Origin of the sequence: Parabacteroides sp. MSK.9.14 (genome assembly GCF_019041495.1) — a bacterium.
GTDB lineage: Bacteria > Bacteroidota > Bacteroidia > Bacteroidales > Tannerellaceae > Parabacteroides > Parabacteroides merdae.
This window is the reverse complement of the sequence record NZ_JAHPXO010000009.1, coordinates 80,875-98,670: the sequence shown is the minus strand read 5'-3', so window position 1 is coordinate 98,670 and position 17,796 is coordinate 80,875. Positions and strand designations below refer to the sequence as shown.

The following is a 17,796-nucleotide window of genomic DNA, read 5'->3' as shown; positions in this document are numbered from 1 at the left end:
TATTCGGAACGGCGTTTTCTCTTTTATGAATAAATCCTTATTTCTTCAACCACATATCCAGCCATTCGAAGAATGTACGCTGCCAAAGCACGCCATTCTGAGGTTTCAGCACCCAATGGTTTTCGTCGGGATAGATCAACAACTCGGCCGGAACACCTCGAAGGACAGCTGCATTAAACGCCGCCATACCCTGGTTAGCCAAAATTCGATAATCCTTTTCACCGTGGATGCAGAGAATCGGTGTATCCCATTTATCGACAAACAAGTGCGGGGAATTGGCAAATGTACGTTGTGCCGTCGCATTCTGTTTTTCCCAGTAAGCACCCCCCATATCCCAATTAGCAAACCACATTTCTTCTGTTTCCAGATACTGCATTTCCATATTGAAAATACCGTCATGTGCAATAAAGGCTTTGAAACGTTTGTTGTGGTGACCAGCCAGCCAATAAACGGAGAAGCCTCCGAAGCTCGCTCCCACACAACCCAGACGATCCTTATCGACAAACGACTCTTTCGCCATCTCGTCAATAGCCGTAAAATAGTCTTTCATGCACTGGCCTCCATAGTCGCCGCTGACCTGTTCGTTCCACTCCATACCGAAACCGGGAAGGCCACGGCGGTTCGGGGCAACCACGATATAGTCGTTAGCAGCCATAATCTGCATATTCCAACGGTAAGACCAGAATTGGCTTACCGGGCTTTGAGGACCACCTTCGCAGAATAACAAGGTAGGATATTTCTTATTCGGATCGAAATGAGGAGGATAAATCACCCAGGTAAGCATCTGTTTACCATCTGTCGTTTTCATCCAACGACCTTCCACCTTACCGATTGTCAACTGATCATAGATATGCTTGTTCTCTGTTGTCAACTGGGCTATTTTATTATTATCAGCCAAATCGATCGAATAGATTTCATCTCCCATGCTCAAAGAATGGCGCTGCACGATCAGCTTATGTTCACCCAACAAAGCCACACCGGCATAATCGTACATTCCGGAAGTAAGCGGCGTGATTTTATTGCTATCCGTCAGATCGATCTTATATACTTGGGACTCACCATGCCATACCCCCGTAAAGTAAAGAGCCTTTGCATCTGCACTCCAAACGAACCCGTCTACGTTGGAATCAAAATCCTTGCTGGCGAATATCTTTTCACCTGTTTCCAAGTTCATGACCATCAAGCGGTTCTGGTCTGACTCATAACCGTCACGCTCCATGCTCTGCCATGCGATGAACTTGCCATCGGGAGAGTATTGGGGATTCGTGTCATACCCCATAATACCTTCACTGATATTGGCCGTCTTTTTCGTATTCAGGTCATACACATAAATATCCGAATTGGTGGACAACGCATATTCCTTTCCGGTCTTTTTACGACTCGTGTAAGCAATCTTGTCCGATGTAGTATTCCATGCCAACTGCTCAATTCCTCCGAATGGTTTCATCGGGCTTTCAAACGGTTCGCCTTCCATAATATCGACAGGGTTACTGATTGCCTTACCATCAAAATCAGCAACAAAAGGATGCGGGGCTGTTGTTACCCATTCATCCCAATGTTTATACATCAGGTCTGTGACAATAATACCAGTAGCCTTATCCAGGTCGGGATATTTATCTGCCGTACTTTTGACTGTCTTTACCTGTGAAATAAACAGGACTTTCTTCTCATCGGGAGAGAAGGCGAAACCTTCGATATCACCTTCATATTCAGAGAGCTGTCTGCGGCCGCTTCCATCCGGATTCATTTCCCAAAGCTGGCTGCTGCCGCTTTCATTGCAAAGGAAAGCGATTTTTTTTCCACCTTTAATCCAAACAGCTTCATTTTCGGAATAAGACGTTTTTGTAATCTGCTTATTGTCCGTCCCGTCTGCATTCATAACAAACACTTCGCGATTACTTCTGTTTTCCGGTACGCTGTAGTAGGCTACAGTATACACTACTTTCTGTCCGTCCGGAGATACATTCATCCCCCCGATACGTCCCATTGCCCAAAGCACTTCCGGCGTCATCCGTCCGTCTTTGACTTTAATATCCGAACGCCCGATCACATTTTCCGTGTTTCCTTTCTGTTGGGTCGCACGATCGCACGTTTTTCCATCCCCACTACAAGCTCCAAATAATAAGGATGTTGCCATAACCATTGTTCCGATAGATTTATTCATGTAGTTTATAATATATTGTGTTTTGGGCACGAAAGTACAAAATATAATTTATATCTTTGTCCCATTAATTTAAGAACTGAACAGTATGAATAAGATTTGGTTATTTGGAGCCTCCATATGTATGGTTTTAGCATTAGGTTCTTGTAAACCTAAACAGAGTGCGTATAAGGCTGCTTACGAACAAGCAAAAGAAAAAGAATCGACAGCTCCGGTCGAGGTGGTCGAAGAAGAGGAAGTAGTTGAAGAGGTAACTCCGGTTTCTAAACCGAGAACTTCCAACGTCAGTACACGCGCAGAAAGAATTAATGCTGCACAAGGTGAAGATGCAAGCAGACTGAAACGTTACAGTGTCGTTATCGGCAGTTTCAAGAACAAAACAAATGCTTACGCTTTGAAAGAACGTATGCAGAACGACGGATATAACGCTGTTTTGGGAGAAAACGAACAAGGTATGCTTCGTGTGATCGTCGCCAGTTTCAATGACAAAGCCGATGCTGCGGACAGCCGCGATGCAATCAAAGCAAAATACGCTCCAAACTTCCAGGATGCATGGATTCTGGAAAGACAATATTAAAAATCCAATCCACGGTAATAAAAAAGGATGAGTCTTGACAGATTCATCCTTTTTTATTGCTTGCCGTCCCGATTCCATGCTCCTCCGGTTTTGAATACACGAGCATGAAAAACTTTAATCCAATTTCAATACAGCCAAAAACGCTTTTTGTGGAACCTCAACTGTACCGATCTGTTTCATTCGTTTCTTTCCCTCTTTCTGTTTTTCAAGCAACTTACGTTTACGGGAGATATCACCGCCATAACATTTGGCCGTTACATCTTTACGAACTGCCTTTATCGTTTCGCGGGCAATGATCTTGGCTCCGATAGCCGCCTGGATAGCGATATCGAACTGTTGCCGAGGAATCAGCTCTTTCAGTTTTTCACACATACGCCGGCCGAAGGCAACGCTGTTGTCCATATGAGTCAGCGTCGAAAGAGCGTCCACCGGTTCCCCGTTCAGAAGAATATCCAGTTTAACCAGCTTGCTCGGACGAAAATCATGGATATGGTAATCAAAAGAAGCATACCCTTTAGAAATACTTTTCAGTTTGTCATAAAAATCGATTACGATCTCACCTAAAGGCATATCATAATGAATCTCGACACGATCACCGGAAATGTATTCCTGCTTGATCAATATGCCACGTTTACCCAGACAAAGTGTCATGATCGGACCGATAAAAGTCGTATTAGTAATAACAGACGCACGGATGTACGGTTCATCAATATGGTCGATCAACGTAGGATCGGGCAAGCCGCCCGGATTATGAACCTCCGTACAGTTGCCTTTCTTATCGTAAACTTTATAAGACACATTAGGAACGGTCGTGATCACATCCATATTGAACTCACGGTCCAAACGTTCCTGCACAATCTCCATATGCAACAACCCCAGGAAACCACAACGGAAACCAAAGCCCAATGCCGCTGAGCTTTCCGGCTGGAATGTCAAAGAGGCGTCGTTTAACTGGAGTTTTTCCAAAGAAGCGCGCAAATTCTCAAAATCTTCGCTGTCGATCGGATAAACACCGGCAAAGACCATCGGTTTCACTTCTTCGAACCCAGCTATCGCGTCTTTCGCCGGACGGGCCACATGGGTGATAGTATCTCCAACCCGAACCTCGCGAGAAGTTTTAATACCAGAAATAATATAACCGACATCCCCGGTACGAATCTCATCACGAGGAGACATCGTAAGCTTCAATACTCCAACCTCATCGGCATCATACTCCTTACCGGTTGCAATAAATTTGACATGATCTCCTTTACGGATCACCCCGTTTACGACTTTGAAGTAAGCAATAATGCCACGGAAGGGATTAAACACAGAGTCAAAAATCAAGCACTGCAACGGAGCTTCCGGATCACCTTTCGGAGCCGGCACTTTTTCGACAATTGTATTTAAAATGTCATATACCCCTTCTCCCGTCTTACCACTGGCCCGGAGAATATCTTCCCGAGGACATCCCAGCAGTTCGACAATCTGGTCTTCCACCTCATCCGGCATTGCACTCGGAAGGTCTATCTTGTTCATGATCGGAATAATCTCCAAATCATTTTCTATCGCCATATACAAATTGGAAATAGTCTGTGCCTGAATACCCTGAGCTGCGTCAACAATCAGCAAAGCACCTTCACAAGCTGCAATCGAACGGGATACTTCATATGAAAAGTCGACATGTCCCGGAGTATCGATCAGATTCAGGATATATTCTTCTCCTTTATAATTATACTTCATCTGAATGGCATGACTCTTGATCGTAATGCCTCGTTCACGCTCCAAGTCCATATCGTCCAGAACCTGCGCCTGCAAATCTTTACCTTCTACTGTCTTGGTATACTCAAGCAAACGGTCGGCCAAAGTACTTTTACCATGGTCAATATGAGCAATAATACAAAAATTGCGGATATTCTTCATCTGCTAAACTTATTTAGGTGTGCAAAGATAGTGAATTTAGGCTAAATTGTTATACATTTGGCATACCATTTGTTATTAATAATATATGACACTACAAGAAATAAACAAAGCATACAACCGCATAGTCGGTTCATTAGACAGTAAAGAATTGAAGAATGCCTTCGATTCCTTACAGGCTCTTATTGCTGGAAGTCGCGAATATTCTTTTCAGGACAAGCTGAACGAACTGCAGGACACCTACAAATATATGCTGCGCTACCGGATTGAAGGAGCAAAAGATCCGATGCAGGAACAGATATACAACAATCTACAGGCATCGACTTATGAATTGGCCGATTCAGTCAAGCAGAAAGCAGTAGCTGTGGAATCTCCCCTATCCTATTACAGCCGCCGAAGAAGCCTGAACATACAGCCTTCTCTCACTTACAAACAGCTGCATGACCAACTGCTCTTAGAACATGAAGCCGGAAAGCACAAAGAAAGTGACGCATTCAATATTCTCATCTTTAATAAGATATGGGTATCTTCTTTTCTGAAAAGAGAGGAAGCTGAAGATATCCGCGGCATGCTACACGACAATGCACTACCTTTTACAACCGGTAGCCAGATTGTTTCCGCCTTGATGTTAGGATTGCAAGAGGCGTTCGACAGAGAAAAGATACTTTTATTGTTCGACGCAGCCAGCCATCCGAACGAAGAGGTCAAAGTCAGAGCATTAATTTCAATCCTGATCACTTTATACACATATAGAAAACGGACGCAGTTATATCCGCAGATAGCCGACAGGCTAGCGGCTTTGGCCGAAACTCCGGGGTTCATCAAAACGATCCGCACAATCATCCTACGCTTCATCTTAGCCCGCGAGACAGAGAAGATCACCCGCAAACTACAGGATGAGATCATCCCGGAGATGTTAAAATTGAGTCCAAAGCTCAGCAAAAAGATCAATCTCAACGAACTCACCCCTGAAGATTTGACAGGAAATGAAATGAACCCAGAATGGGAAAGCTTCTTTTCTGACAGTACCCTCGGAAAGAAAATGGTAGAATTCGGGGAGCTTCAACAGGAAGGGGCCGACGTCATGCACTCAACCTTTGTTCATTTGAAAAATTTCCCGTTTTTCCATGAATTAAGCAACTGGCTGCTTCCATTCACAATCGAGCATTCTTATTTCGATGATCAGTTCACTCCGGACAACGAAGCTGAAAAGCAGATGCTCGACTCTATGACATTCGCTGCTTTTATGTGCAATTCGGATAAATATTCGCTTTATTTCAGCATGATGCAATTGCCGAAAGAAGCCCGAAAGATGATGATGAACCAATTCGACAGCCAGGCCACAGAAATGATCCAGCAGAATAAAGAAGAATTGATCAGCAAACGTGGAAAACAGGATACGATCATCGGACAGTACATACAAGACCTGTATCGTTTCTTCAAACTATATCCGGGCCATCTGGATTTTACGGATATCTTCACGATGCCGCTCGACTTCCACAATCTTGCCATCCTGCGCCCTTATATTTCTGATAAAGAAAGTCTTACAAACATCGCTGAATATTATCTCCGTAAAAACTATTTTAGCGATGCACTGACCATATTCAACCAATTGGCAAAAATGGATCAAGATAGCGACATTCTTTTCCAGAAAATCGGCTATTGCAAGCAAATGGAAGGAGACTTGAAGGGCGCCCTGGAAGCCTACCTACACGCAGACTTGTTGAATTCCGAAAGCAAATGGGTAATCCGACGAATCGCCGGTTGCTACCGTTCACTTAAACAACCGGAAGAGGCTTTGAAATATTACCGCCGGTACGAAGCTTTAAATCCGGATAATTTATCAGTTCAAATCAGCATTGGCCATTGCCATCTCGAACTAAAGGATTATAACGAAGCGTTGAAATGCTTCTTCAAAGTCGATTACCTGGATAACAAAAGCCATAAGGCATGGCGACCTATTGCATGGTGTTCTTTCCTGACAGGGAAATACGACCAAGCACGGAATTACTACAAAAAGATACTGGATAACCAACCCCACGCACAAGATCTGCTGAATGCCGGACATACCGAATGGGCACTGCAGAATATCAAGGGCGCTCTCTCCTTTTACCAGCAGGCGGTGCAAATGGAAAACGACAACATCCTTAAGTTCCAAGAACAGTTCAGCCAAGATGTAGCAGACCTGTTGATCGCCGGTATAGAAGAAGCCGAAGTCGCCCTGATGCTGGATCAGTTAAGATATAAAATAGAAGGAGCTATTTAAAAATTTAAAATGGAGAATTGAAAATTACATCTGTAGCTAATTTCCAATTCTCCATTTTAAAATTCCTTTATCCTCTGCTACCAAGGCTATCCGTATCGGGATTGAGTTCTTTGACAGCATCCTTCACTTCTTTCTCACCTATCGGATAAGTAACAGCTACTTGTTGTACGGGGTATTCTTCCTTTTCCCTATCCACAGCTTTCGATTCGGCATTCTCCGGAATCTTGGCAAAATCTTTGTTCATATCATTCACTATTTATGTTTCTATAGCTATTCAACAATAAAAATGGCCCGGAAGTTCCGAGCCATTCAATCAACCAAAACAAAAAAACCTAAAAACCTAAACATCAACCATCTTTTTCTTTTTGCTCTACTATACGTTAAGGTTTCCTAACTACTAAACAATCTTTCTGACCTAAAAACTAAACCTATCAAATCGTATATATATTTCCCTTGTTTCCTATTCCTCGTATGCCGGCCATGCCCCCTCTTTCGTACAGACATAAGCAGCTGTGCGGACGGCAAATTCATGCGCTTCCCTTAGCGAAGCCCCTTTCAACAACGAAATGACCAGTGCTCCGGAGAAAGCATCACCTGCTCCAACCGTATCCGCCACCTGCACTTCCGGGGTTTGCAAAGTCGATTCTTCATTAGCGGTATATATCGTACTATAAGCTCCTCCGGCCGTCAGAACCACCAAGCGGAGATTATAGTGTTCTATAAACCAATGAGCCACCTCCTTGTCCGTTCCTTCCAAATGAAACATATCCCGCAGGACGACCAACTCCCCATCATTCACCTTCAACATATTTGCTAGATAAAGCGACTCTTCGATCAACTCTTTCGTATAATAATGCTGACGCAAATTGATGTCAAAACAACGATAAGCATCGTCCGGAGCAAAAGAAAGAATCGCTTGTATCGTCTCTCTCGACTGTGCGGAACGCTGTCCTAACGTACCGAAGCAAATGGCACCCGCCCGTTCGGCCAAATCAATCGCATTTGACGTCGGAGAAAGATGATCCCAAGCTACACGTTCATTAATAATATAGTCAGGGACACCATCCTGCAGAGTAACCTGTACCGTTCCGGTCGGATAAGGGACTTTCTCGATCAGATACCGGATCGAATTATTATCCAGTTCTTCGAGGATTTCGCGCCCCAGCCCATCGTCTCCCACGGCGCTGATAGCATATCCTTCCGCCCCCAACCGCGACGCATGGTAGACAAAATTGATAGGAGCACCACCTGCTTTCTTTCCTGTTGGCAACATGTCCCACAGGAGTTCTCCTATGCCTACTACGACCGGTTTCTTATTGTTGCTTTGCATTGTTTCATTATAGTTTATTTGACAAGGATAATTTATTATCTACGATGCAAAGATAGAGACAGGTAGCAGATGCGACGATAACTAATGCTACAAGATTGATAACACTTGTTACATTATACTCTTATTTTCGAGTTACATGCACAAGTGTTACACAAATGTAACGAGCGTTATCAAAGAGAAGAATATTATTCCTTTTCCAGATACTCCGTCGGAGTAATATTGTAAACGGCTTTAAAACATTTCGAGAAATAAGCAGGCGAACCGAAGCCCGTCGCATAAGCCACCTCATTCACATTCCCGGCTTTCCGTCGGAGTAGAGCAGCAGCTTTCTTCAAACGATAGTTACGCAGGAAATCGGTCGGTGTCACTCCGGCAAGCTCCTTCACCTTCCGGTAAAGATGCACACGCGACAAGCCCAATTTTTCACTACCTTTCTCAATACTGAAATCCGGATCGGCATAGGACTCTTCGATCAGTTTCAAGAAACGATTCATAAAAAGATCGTCCATGCTTCCCGCTTTTTCCTCCTTCACGGAAACAGCAGGCGAAGAAGCATCGCGAGCATAAGCCTCACGCAACCGGACACGGTCCTCCAGCAGCTTGATGATACGCAGTTTCACGACTTCTATGTTAAAAGGTTTCTGGATATACGCGTCCGCACCACTGGCAGCCCCGTACATCTGTTGCTTGTCGTCGGACAAAGCAGTCAACAGCATAACCGGAAGATGACTCAGGACAATATCCGACTTGATCTTACGACAAAGATCGAAACCGTTCATTTCCGGCATCATCACATCGCTGATAACCATCGAAACCTCTTCGCTCATCAGCACCTCCAAAGCCTTCACGCCGTTATCGGCAACCAACACACGGAAGTTCTGTTTTAATTCCGCCTGCAAGTAACTCTGTATATCAAGATCATCTTCTACGACCAGAACAGTATAATTGTAGGTACGGTTCAAAACCTCCTGCAATTCATCCGTGTTCAAGTCGGCGACACCACTGGAAAGCTCGGTTACGGAAAGATCGAATGTACAAGATTCGTCAAAATGAGATTTACCTTTCAAGAGGATGACCGTAAAGACAGTACTCTTATGCGGAACACTCTCCACCCGGATCGTGCCTTTGTGCATGTGGACGAACTCACGCGTCAAGTGCAGGCCGATCCCCGTTCCCGTCACATAGTTCTGGTCACCGGTAAAGAAACGGTCAAAGACGGAAGCAATATTTTCCGACGGAATACCTTTGCCATTATCTTCGACAGAAAGCTCGACCTGATCTCCTTTATCTTTCAGATGGATCGTGACCGTACCTCCGTCCAGCGTGAACTTGAATGCGTTGGACAAAAGATTGGCCAGAATCTTCTCCATCTTATCCCTGTCTACCCATATATTAACAGAAGGGCAGTCATGCTCAAACGTGAAATGTATCTGCTTGGTGGCAGCCATCGTATCGAAATAAGATTTCACTTCTGCCACAAAAGCAACTAAATCTACCTCTCCGACCCGCATATTCATCTTATTGCTCTCTACCTTTCGAAAATCAAGTAACTGGTCCACGACTCTCTTCAATCTTTCCGCATTTTTCCGAATGATACGGATATCGTCTGCCAATGAAGAACCTTCCGGAGCCTCTTTCGACAGCTTGCCGAGCGGACCGAGGATCAACGTCAACGGCGTCTTGATCTCGTGTGTGATATTGGTAAAGAATTGCAGTTTCTGAGCCGTCGACTTCTCAATATAACGGTTTGCCTCAGCCAATTCTTCTTTTTGCTGTTGCACCTGCAAGTTCGTACGTTTCAGCTCGCGGTTCTTCCGCTTCACCGCCCGGTTCACATGGACCACGTACAAGGCGGACAAAAGCAACATCCCCATCAGCAAAAGGATAATGCCGACGGAGTTTTGGAGGAACGTGTATTTGGAAAGCATACTCTCCAAATTCTCCCGTTGCAACTCGATCTGGTGCTGATAGTCGACCACCTGTTCGGACTGGATAAACAGCGTTCCGGCATTGTTCTTATCGATCAAGGCAGAAGATAGCAAATATTGCCGGGACACATCTTCTCCGTTCAATATCTGCATGGCCACACGGATAGCAAGGCTCCCACCCGTCGGATACAAGACCGAAGCGGCCAACTCTCCGTGCATGACGGCTTCCAGCCCCGATCCCCGTCCCGAAACGGCATCGATCCCCACAAAGCTAATCCTGTCCGCCAATCCGGGATGCATCCTTTCGATTGCCCTGCGGGCAGCCATTGCCATCACATCATTATGGGCAAACACAACATCCACCTCCTCCAGCGAATCCATTTCCGCTATCTCCTTCTCCACCGTTTCCGGCTTCCATTTCCCGAATATTTCCTTCACCTTGATGCGGGAGTTCAAAACCTCCATAAAACCGCGATGGCGATCCTGCGCCGGAGAAGAACCGGACAAGCCCCATACTTCCAATACGGTAGGATATTTCTCTTTCACCTGTCGGTTCACGAAAAAGCCGGCCTGGCGACCGATCTCGTAATTGTTACCACCGATATAAGTCGTATATTCGTCCGAACTGATCTTCCGGTCTACCAGGATAGTCGGAATGCCGGCACGGTAGGCCTCAATCGCAATAGGAGTGACAGGTTCCGATTCATTGGCGGAGATAATCAATAGATCGACCTTACGTTTTATCAGGCTGCGTATCTGCTCCACCTGCAACAGACTACTGTCCGCTGCATCCTCGACTAACAGGGAGACGCCCGGATATTCGGAGGCCTGCACCTTCATATCCAGCAACATCGATTTACGCCAAGAACCTTCAAGCGTACACTGCGAGACGCCGATAACAAACTTTTTCTTCTCCGAATCTGTTTTGCAGGAAAAGCAGGATGCCAGAAGTAAGACCAGCAGAGCGTAATAAGTTAGAGCAGGTTTCATTCTGTTTTATTTACAGGTTTCTGCAAATGTACGGAGAAATGGCATACCAGCCAATATTTATTTTGTACATTCGTCCTCCAGTAATCAATTATTCGCATGAAGATCATAAACGAAGCTTTATTGAATGAAACGACCGGGCGTGCCAAACAGTCGCCTCGGCTACGCATGAACTACAACTTTCATGAGCATTTGGACGATCCCGTCAACCGTTTGCTCAATGCCCTGGAACCGGGAACCTACCTCCGCCCACACCGCCATCTGAACCCTAAAAAAGATGAAATATTCCTCCTGCTGCGCGGTCGCATTGCTGTATTCCTCTTTGACAACAAAGGGGAAATCACCCAAACACAGATACTCGATCCGAAAGAAGGTGTTTACGGCGCCGAAATAAAGGCGGGAACATGGCACGGGCTGTTAGTTCTAGAATCCGGCTCTATCATATATGAAATCAAGGAAGGGCCGTTCGCTCCGCTCGCTCCGGAAAATTTCGCTCCCTGGAGTCCGGCTCCAGAAGACACGAAAGGGGTGGCAAAATATATGGAGTTATTAGGAAAGGCTATATAACCTTGCACTACCTTCCCGTTCCCCTTAAAGAAAACTTTATTTTCATGCAAGGGAAACTTTATTTTCATAGGGATGAAACTTCTTTTTCATCCCCATGAAACTGTTATCACATACCTATCGGCTCCTTTATTGCTGGAATACTTTTGTCAAACGGATCATGGCTTCTTTCACCGGACAGTCATTCTTATCCGTTCTGACAATAGCGTTCTCATAATTTTCAACTTTCAAATACCAACATCTGACAATGCTTGCAGTCGAACTGCAACCGGAGGCGCGTATCTTTATAAAGCAGATAATACGGTTCCTTGTAGGGAGACTTGTCTTTTTGATAAGTAGGACACCACCCCATGCTGTAGCGCAGGCAGTGTTTGGTAAACATCAACGGAACATCTTTCCGGGGAGACAGTTCAAATGCCGGGTCAATCTGTTCCACCCCGTGATCCTGGTAGAACGAACGGGCTTTCCCGTTGGCAACATTCCCCAAATAAGTAAGTTGGCGTTCGGGGAAAGGTATCGACACGGACGGCTGCACACGTTTCACTGTCTCACGAGGATAGCGGGCACGGCGTGCTTCCAGCAACTTCTCCACTCCTCTACGGCGCATATCGGCAAGCAGAGAAGAGGGAACGAACCAGTTTTCAGACAAACCGACCACCACCTTCGATGCCTCGAAAGGCGTATTCCCCAACTTGGATAGCTGTGTCCGTATATTATCCTGCCGTTCACGACGCGCCAGCTCTTTCGCAAACGGCTCGGTCAGCATGATCCGTGCTCCCGTCTCATCCTCCATACAAAGCGTAAAACCGAAGGGATTGTCCAAGAACTCGATCTCCACGGACAGCTTGCGTTCGGCTGAAGGCTTGGCGAGCAGTTTATCAAATGCCTGGTCGAAATTGCGGTAAAGCGGAGTCTTGGGGGTAAGCTGCGGCATATCCAGCGGAAACACCCGGTTTGCCTCCACCCGGTTTACACGAAAACCTTCCAATTCGCCTTTCCTATTGAAGAAAACAAGCCCGTCTCCGTTGCTCAGCTGCTTCAAGCCGGCCACAGTAAAAGAATTGCCTTTGATCTCTTTGACCGTCCCGACAGGTTCACCCAGCGATTTAGGCGTATTGAAAGCGGTAATATCCGCCGTCCGTCCCTCCAAAAGGAACGGGGTGAACCCACGGTTAAAACTCTTTTCAGCTACCGGCTCGAACGTATAAGTGCTTCGACCAGCAGAAGCACGACGATATTCCGGACGGCGGGACAGGACTGCATCTAACTTCTTCCGATAATAAGCCGTGATATTCTTGACATAGCCGACATCTTTCAACCGCCCTTCGATCTTGAGGGAAGAAACACCTGCATCCAACAGGGCTTCCAGCTGATCGGAGCGGTTCATGTCCTTGAGCGAAAGCAAGTGTTTATGGGTGACGATCTCCGTCCCTGTCGCATCGACCATCGTATAGGGCAGGCGGCAATATTGGGCGCATTCTCCGCGATTGGCACTACGTCCACTCAAAGCGGCGCTCAGATAACATTGCCCGCTATAGCTGACGCAGAGGGCGCCGTGCACGAATACTTCCAGCGGAACGGTAGTCGCTTCCGATATCCGGCGAATCTCGTTCAGCGACAATTCACGTGCCAGAACCACCTGTGTAAAGCCTGCGGCTTCGAGGAAACGGACCTTTTCCGGTGTACGATTGTCCGTCTGCGTGCTGGCGTGAAGCGGAATAGGAGGCAGGTTCAGCCGGGTAATCCCCATATCCTGAATGATCAGGGCATCCGTCCCGACACGCCAGAGATCCCAGATCATCCGTTCGGCTTCTTCCAACTCATCTTCTTTCAATATCGTGTTAAGCGTAACATAGATGCGGGCGCCATACAGATGCGCATACTCGCAAAGCTCGCGTATATCTTCCAAAGAGTTGCCGGCAGCAGCACGCGCACCGAACTTGGGTGCACCGATATAGACGGCATCGGCACCGTGATTAATCGCTTCAATCCCGCAATTGAGGTCTTTAGCCGGAGAGAGAAGTTCTATAGGACGGGATTTTGTTTGCATGCTATTATTTCTTATTTCTTGATTACAAATCACCCAACTTGCTGATATCCTCGATACGGAACGGGGTTTCCTGATAGACATAATAGTTCAGCCAGTTGGTGAACAGAAGATTGGCATGACCACGCCAGCGGACCACCGGACCGAGGGCCGGATTGTTATTACGGTAATAGTTACGGGGAACGGCAATTGGCAATCCCTTGTTCACGTCGCGCATATACTCGTCATTCAGCGTGTAAGGCGAGTATTCGGAATGCCCGGTGATAAAAAACTCGCGTCCTCCGCGCGCCATCGCCATATAGACACCAGACTCTTCGCTTTCGGACAAGAGCGTCAAATCGGGAACTTTCATCACATCCTCGCGGCGTATCTCCGTATGCCGGCTGTGCGGCACATAGAACTCGTCGTCGAAGCCTCGGAAGATCGGCACATAGGGCTCGCGCAACGTATGGCGGAACACGCCGAACATCTTGGCTGGCAGATCATATTTGGGGACACCATAAAAATGGTACAACCCGGCTTGCGCCGCCCAGCATATATATAAGGTAGAAGTCACATGCGTACGCGCCCAATCGAATATCTCGGTCACTTCCTCCCAATAGTTCACTTCCTCGAAAGGCATCTGCTCTACCGGAGCACCTGTGATAATCATGCCGTCGTAAAAATCATCCTGCATCTCGTCAAAGTCTTTATAGAATTCCTTCATATGCTCGATCGGCGTGTTCTTGGGAGTATGGCCTTTTATCTTCATAAAGTCGAGCTCCACTTGCAAGGGGGTATTGCTCAGGAGGCGAACAAGGTCCGTCTCCGTCGTGATCTTCAGTGGCATCAAGTTCAGCACAACTACACGTAGCGGACGAATGTCCTGCTCAGACGCACGCAACGAGTCCATCACAAAGATGTGCTCTTTCTTCAACAGCTCAACAGCTGGCAAGTTCTTCTGTAGGTTTAAAGGCATCTTCTTTCCTTAATTATTTATATAAGGCACAAAGATAGTGAGAAATTGCCTTTCATTGAAAATAAATCGTTGTTTCCCGCGTTTGTAGATTTAATAATTAGATGGAATATGAAGATTCGTGCAATAGCTACACTACTATTTATATTATTTTCGATAAGTGCTTTCGGGCAGGGACGTGCCAAAATCAGCGGTTATATCCGCGACGCGGACGGTAATCCGCTGGACTTGGTCAATATCCGGGTCAAGAACACGTTAAACGGGACGATGAGTAATGAAAAAGGCCACTACTCGCTTTCGGTCGCTACCGGTGACTCGGTGACGCTTATCTATTCATGCCTGGGCTACAACAAGGCCGAAAGGATCCTACCTCAGGTAACCAAAGATATGCGTCTCAACGTGCAGATGAACTATACATCACTCGAACTGGGAGAAGTCGTAGCTACCGCCATCCGAAAGCAGACAACCACCCTTGAAACCCTGAATGCCGACCGCGTCAAACTACTCCCCGACCCTGCCGGAGGAAGCATTGAAAGTCTGGTCGTTACATTTGCTGGCGTTACTTCCAATAACGAATTAAGTTCGCAATACTCCGTACGCGGCGGCAGCTATGACGAAAACATCGTATATGTGAACGGACTGGAAGTGTTCCGTCCGCTGCTCATCCGTTCCGGACAACAGGAAGGGTTGAGTTTTATCAACCCGGACATGACGGAAGCCGTCAATTTCTCCGCCGGAGGATTCGAAGCCCGTTATGGGGACAAGATGAGTTCCGTGCTGGACATCACCTACAAAAAACCGAAAGGATTCGAAGGTTCGGCTTCCGCCAGCCTGCTGGGAGCCAATGCTTATGTGGGCAGTTCTTCCGGCAAGTTCACACAGGTGACCGGTTTCCGTTACAAAACAGGACGATCTCTTTTGAAAACAACCGATACGGATGCCGAATATGATCCTAATTTCATTGATTTGCAGACTTATATGACATACCAGCTTGCCCCCAAATGGGAGATCAACTTTCTCGGAAACTTAGCCATAAACAATTATAAGTTCATTCCCCACACCCGAGAGACTTCTTTTGGAACGGCAACAAATGCCAAAAAATTTAAAGTATTCATGAGTGGCCAGGAACGGGATAAGTTCGAAACGTTATTCGGAGCACTCACTTTAAAGCATAACCTGAACGACAATACGGAACTCGGCTTGCAAGCATCCGCCTTTACCAGTAAGGAAGAGGAAGGATATGATATTGCCGGTGATTACTGGCTGGGAGATGCAGCCGAAGAAGGAGGCGGAGAAATACAGAAATTATCCATCGCACGCTATAACGAGCACGCTCGCAACCGTCTGCACTCCAATATCATGAATGTCGGGCATTATGGTGTCGCTCGCATAAAAAACAATACGTTGAAATGGGGTGCTACCGTCCAGTTGGAGAAAATCAACGACAAGATCAGCGAATGGGAAAAACGCGACTCCGCCGGATACTCGTTACCGCAAGGGGGCGGGAATGTCAACGTGATCGCAAACCTGTTCTCGGATAACAAACTGGAAAGCACACGTATTTCCGGCTATTTGCAGGATGTATTCAAGTTTCGTACCAAACAAGGACTGTTCACGCTGGTTGGTGGTGTACGCGGCAGCTATTGGAGTTATAACAGGGAATTTATATTCAGCCCGCGTGCTTCAATAGGTTTCATTCCGAACTTCGACCAGAACCTGACATTTCGGCTGGCTTCCGGTCTGTATTATCAGTCTCCGTTCTATAAGGAATTACGTACAACTGTGCAGGACGAACACGGCAACAGTATCATACAACTGAACAAAAACCTGAAATCACAGCGTTCCATCCATGTCATTGCAGGAGGCGATTATACATTCCGGGCATCCGGCAGAAATTTCAAAGTCAGTGCCGATATGTATTATAAAAAATTGGATAACCTGAACCCCTATACGGTGGATAATGTCAAAATCCGATACTACGGCGAGAACTGTGCGCAAGGCCATGCGATGGGGCTCGATGTCAAATTCTTCGGCGAATTTGTTCCGGGTACGGACTCCTGGATCAGCTTCTCCCTAATGAAAGCGGAGCAAAGCATCCGAGGGAGCGAATATGTACCGATGCCTAACAGCCAAGGTTATAATGTCTCGCTCTTTTTTCAGGATTATTTCCCCGGATACAAACGTGTCAAACTGAATCTGAAAGGCGTACTGTCCGGCGGCCTTCCCGTCACAGCCCCACGTACAGGCTACGAGGACGGCTATTTCCGTACTCCGACCTACAAACGCGTGGACCTCGGTTTCTCCTACCAGCTTGCCGGGGGAACGGATGCAATCATGGATCGCGGATTCTTCCGCAATCTCAAGAACATTTGGCTCGGATTGGATATTTTCAACTTGTTCGACATAAAGAACACTAGTTCCTATTATTGGATTACCAATATAGACAACCACCAGTACGCAATCCCTAATTACCTGACCGGAAGACAATTGAATATTCGACTTATCGTTGATTTTTAACCACATGATTTCAAAAATATGCTTTTTAAACATATCCGGATCATGCTGATAAATATTAACGAATTATTTCTCTATTAATAAAAAGAGTGTACCTTTGCCAACATAGAACAAAAAGCAATATTAAATTACTAAATTATTATTGACATGGAACTTACACATATCGAACATTTGGGTATCGCAGTAAAGAGCATCGAAGCTTGCCTGCCGTATTATGAAGAAGTTTTAGGACTAAAATGCTACAACATCGAAGAAGTAGCAGACCAGAAAGTAAAAACTGCATTCTTTAAAGTAGGCCAGACTAAGATCGAGTTGCTGGAGCCGACAAGTGAAGACAGTACAATCGCTAAATTTATCGAAAAGAAAGGTGAAGGTATCCACCACATTGCATTTGCTGTTCCCGACGTACAGGCAGCATTGGACGAAGCCGAATCAAAAGGTATCAAGCTGATCGACAAAGCTCCTCGTGGAGGTGCAGAAGGCTTGAACATTGCATTCCTTCACCCGAAATCGACATGCAGCGTTCTGACCGAACTTTGCATGCCGGGAAAATAAGAAACAATTGACA

Annotated in this window: 12 protein-coding genes; 5 read left to right on the top strand and 7 right to left on the bottom strand. The window is 46.1% G+C overall.

The genetic code is table 11. The features are described from left to right. Positions 1-37: 37 nt before the first annotated feature. Complete coding sequence (locus KTG12_RS07010) at positions 38-2,164, bottom strand: S9 family peptidase (protein WP_173022555.1); 2,127 nt, start codon at positions 2,162-2,164, stop codon at positions 38-40. Between the two features lie 85 nt (positions 2,165-2,249). Between KTG12_RS07010 and KTG12_RS07005 the strand changes: the two genes are divergently transcribed. Further along, positions 2,250-2,738 carry an SPOR domain-containing protein gene (locus KTG12_RS07005; RefSeq protein WP_005640233.1) on the top strand — a complete coding sequence of 163 codons (489 nt, stop codon included), beginning with the start codon at positions 2,250-2,252 and terminating at the stop codon, positions 2,736-2,738. A gap of 114 nt (positions 2,739-2,852) precedes the next feature. Here the strand turns inward: KTG12_RS07005 and lepA are convergent, their stop codons facing one another. Then, positions 2,853-4,640, bottom strand: a complete 1,788-nt coding sequence (lepA, locus tag KTG12_RS07000; RefSeq protein WP_005640232.1) for a translation elongation factor 4 — start codon at positions 4,638-4,640, stop codon at positions 2,853-2,855. Positions 4,641-4,725: 85 nt separating this feature from the next. On the opposite strand from lepA, the gene KTG12_RS06995 reads away from it, so the two are divergent. Continuing rightward, a complete protein-coding gene (locus KTG12_RS06995; protein ID WP_216945418.1) occupies positions 4,726-6,903 on the top strand; it encodes a tetratricopeptide repeat protein in 2,178 nt (725 codons plus the stop codon). A gap of 67 nt (positions 6,904-6,970) precedes the next feature. Here KTG12_RS06995 and KTG12_RS06990 read toward each other — a convergent pair whose 3' ends face one another. From KTG12_RS06990 to KTG12_RS06980, 3 genes are all read right to left on the bottom strand, one after another. Continuing rightward, a complete protein-coding gene (locus tag KTG12_RS06990) occupies positions 6,971-7,147 on the bottom strand; it encodes a hypothetical protein (RefSeq protein ID WP_005640230.1) in 177 nt (58 codons plus the stop codon). A 216-nt stretch (positions 7,148-7,363) separates the two neighbouring features. Continuing rightward, complete coding sequence (locus KTG12_RS06985) at positions 7,364-8,233, bottom strand: carbohydrate kinase (RefSeq protein WP_022322815.1); 870 nt, start codon at positions 8,231-8,233, stop codon at positions 7,364-7,366. A 185-nt stretch (positions 8,234-8,418) separates the two neighbouring features. Beyond that, positions 8,419-11,151 carry a substrate-binding domain-containing protein gene (locus KTG12_RS06980; protein ID WP_022322816.1) on the bottom strand — a complete coding sequence of 911 codons (2,733 nt, stop codon included), beginning with the start codon at positions 11,149-11,151 and terminating at the stop codon, positions 8,419-8,421. 96 nt (positions 11,152-11,247) lie between these two features. Here KTG12_RS06980 and KTG12_RS06975 point away from each other — a divergent pair, with 96 nt between their 5' ends. Continuing rightward, positions 11,248-11,715 carry a WbuC family cupin fold metalloprotein gene (locus KTG12_RS06975; RefSeq protein ID WP_138272936.1) on the top strand — a complete coding sequence of 156 codons (468 nt, stop codon included), beginning with the start codon at positions 11,248-11,250 and terminating at the stop codon, positions 11,713-11,715. Between the two features lie 217 nt (positions 11,716-11,932). Here KTG12_RS06975 and KTG12_RS06970 read toward each other — a convergent pair whose 3' ends face one another. Beyond that, positions 11,933-13,762, bottom strand: coding sequence for a U32 family peptidase (locus KTG12_RS06970; RefSeq protein WP_138272937.1), 1,830 nt, complete (start codon positions 13,760-13,762; stop codon positions 11,933-11,935). 22 nt (positions 13,763-13,784) lie between these two features. Further along, the gene (gene metA / locus KTG12_RS06965) at positions 13,785-14,717 is read right to left on the bottom strand and encodes a homoserine O-succinyltransferase (protein ID WP_005640220.1); all 933 of its coding nucleotides are present in this window, start codon (positions 14,715-14,717) and stop codon (positions 13,785-13,787) included. 108 nt (positions 14,718-14,825) lie between these two features. On the opposite strand from metA, the gene KTG12_RS06960 reads away from it, so the two are divergent. Both KTG12_RS06960 and mce read left to right on the top strand, forming a co-directional pair. Beyond that, a complete protein-coding gene (locus KTG12_RS06960) occupies positions 14,826-17,231 on the top strand; it encodes a TonB-dependent receptor (protein ID WP_005640219.1) in 2,406 nt (801 codons plus the stop codon). Positions 17,232-17,375: 144 nt separating this feature from the next. Then, positions 17,376-17,783: a methylmalonyl-CoA epimerase gene (gene mce, locus KTG12_RS06955; RefSeq protein ID WP_005640217.1), complete on the top strand. Its 408-nt coding sequence runs from the start codon at positions 17,376-17,378 to the stop codon at positions 17,781-17,783. Positions 17,784-17,796 lie beyond the last annotated feature (13 nt).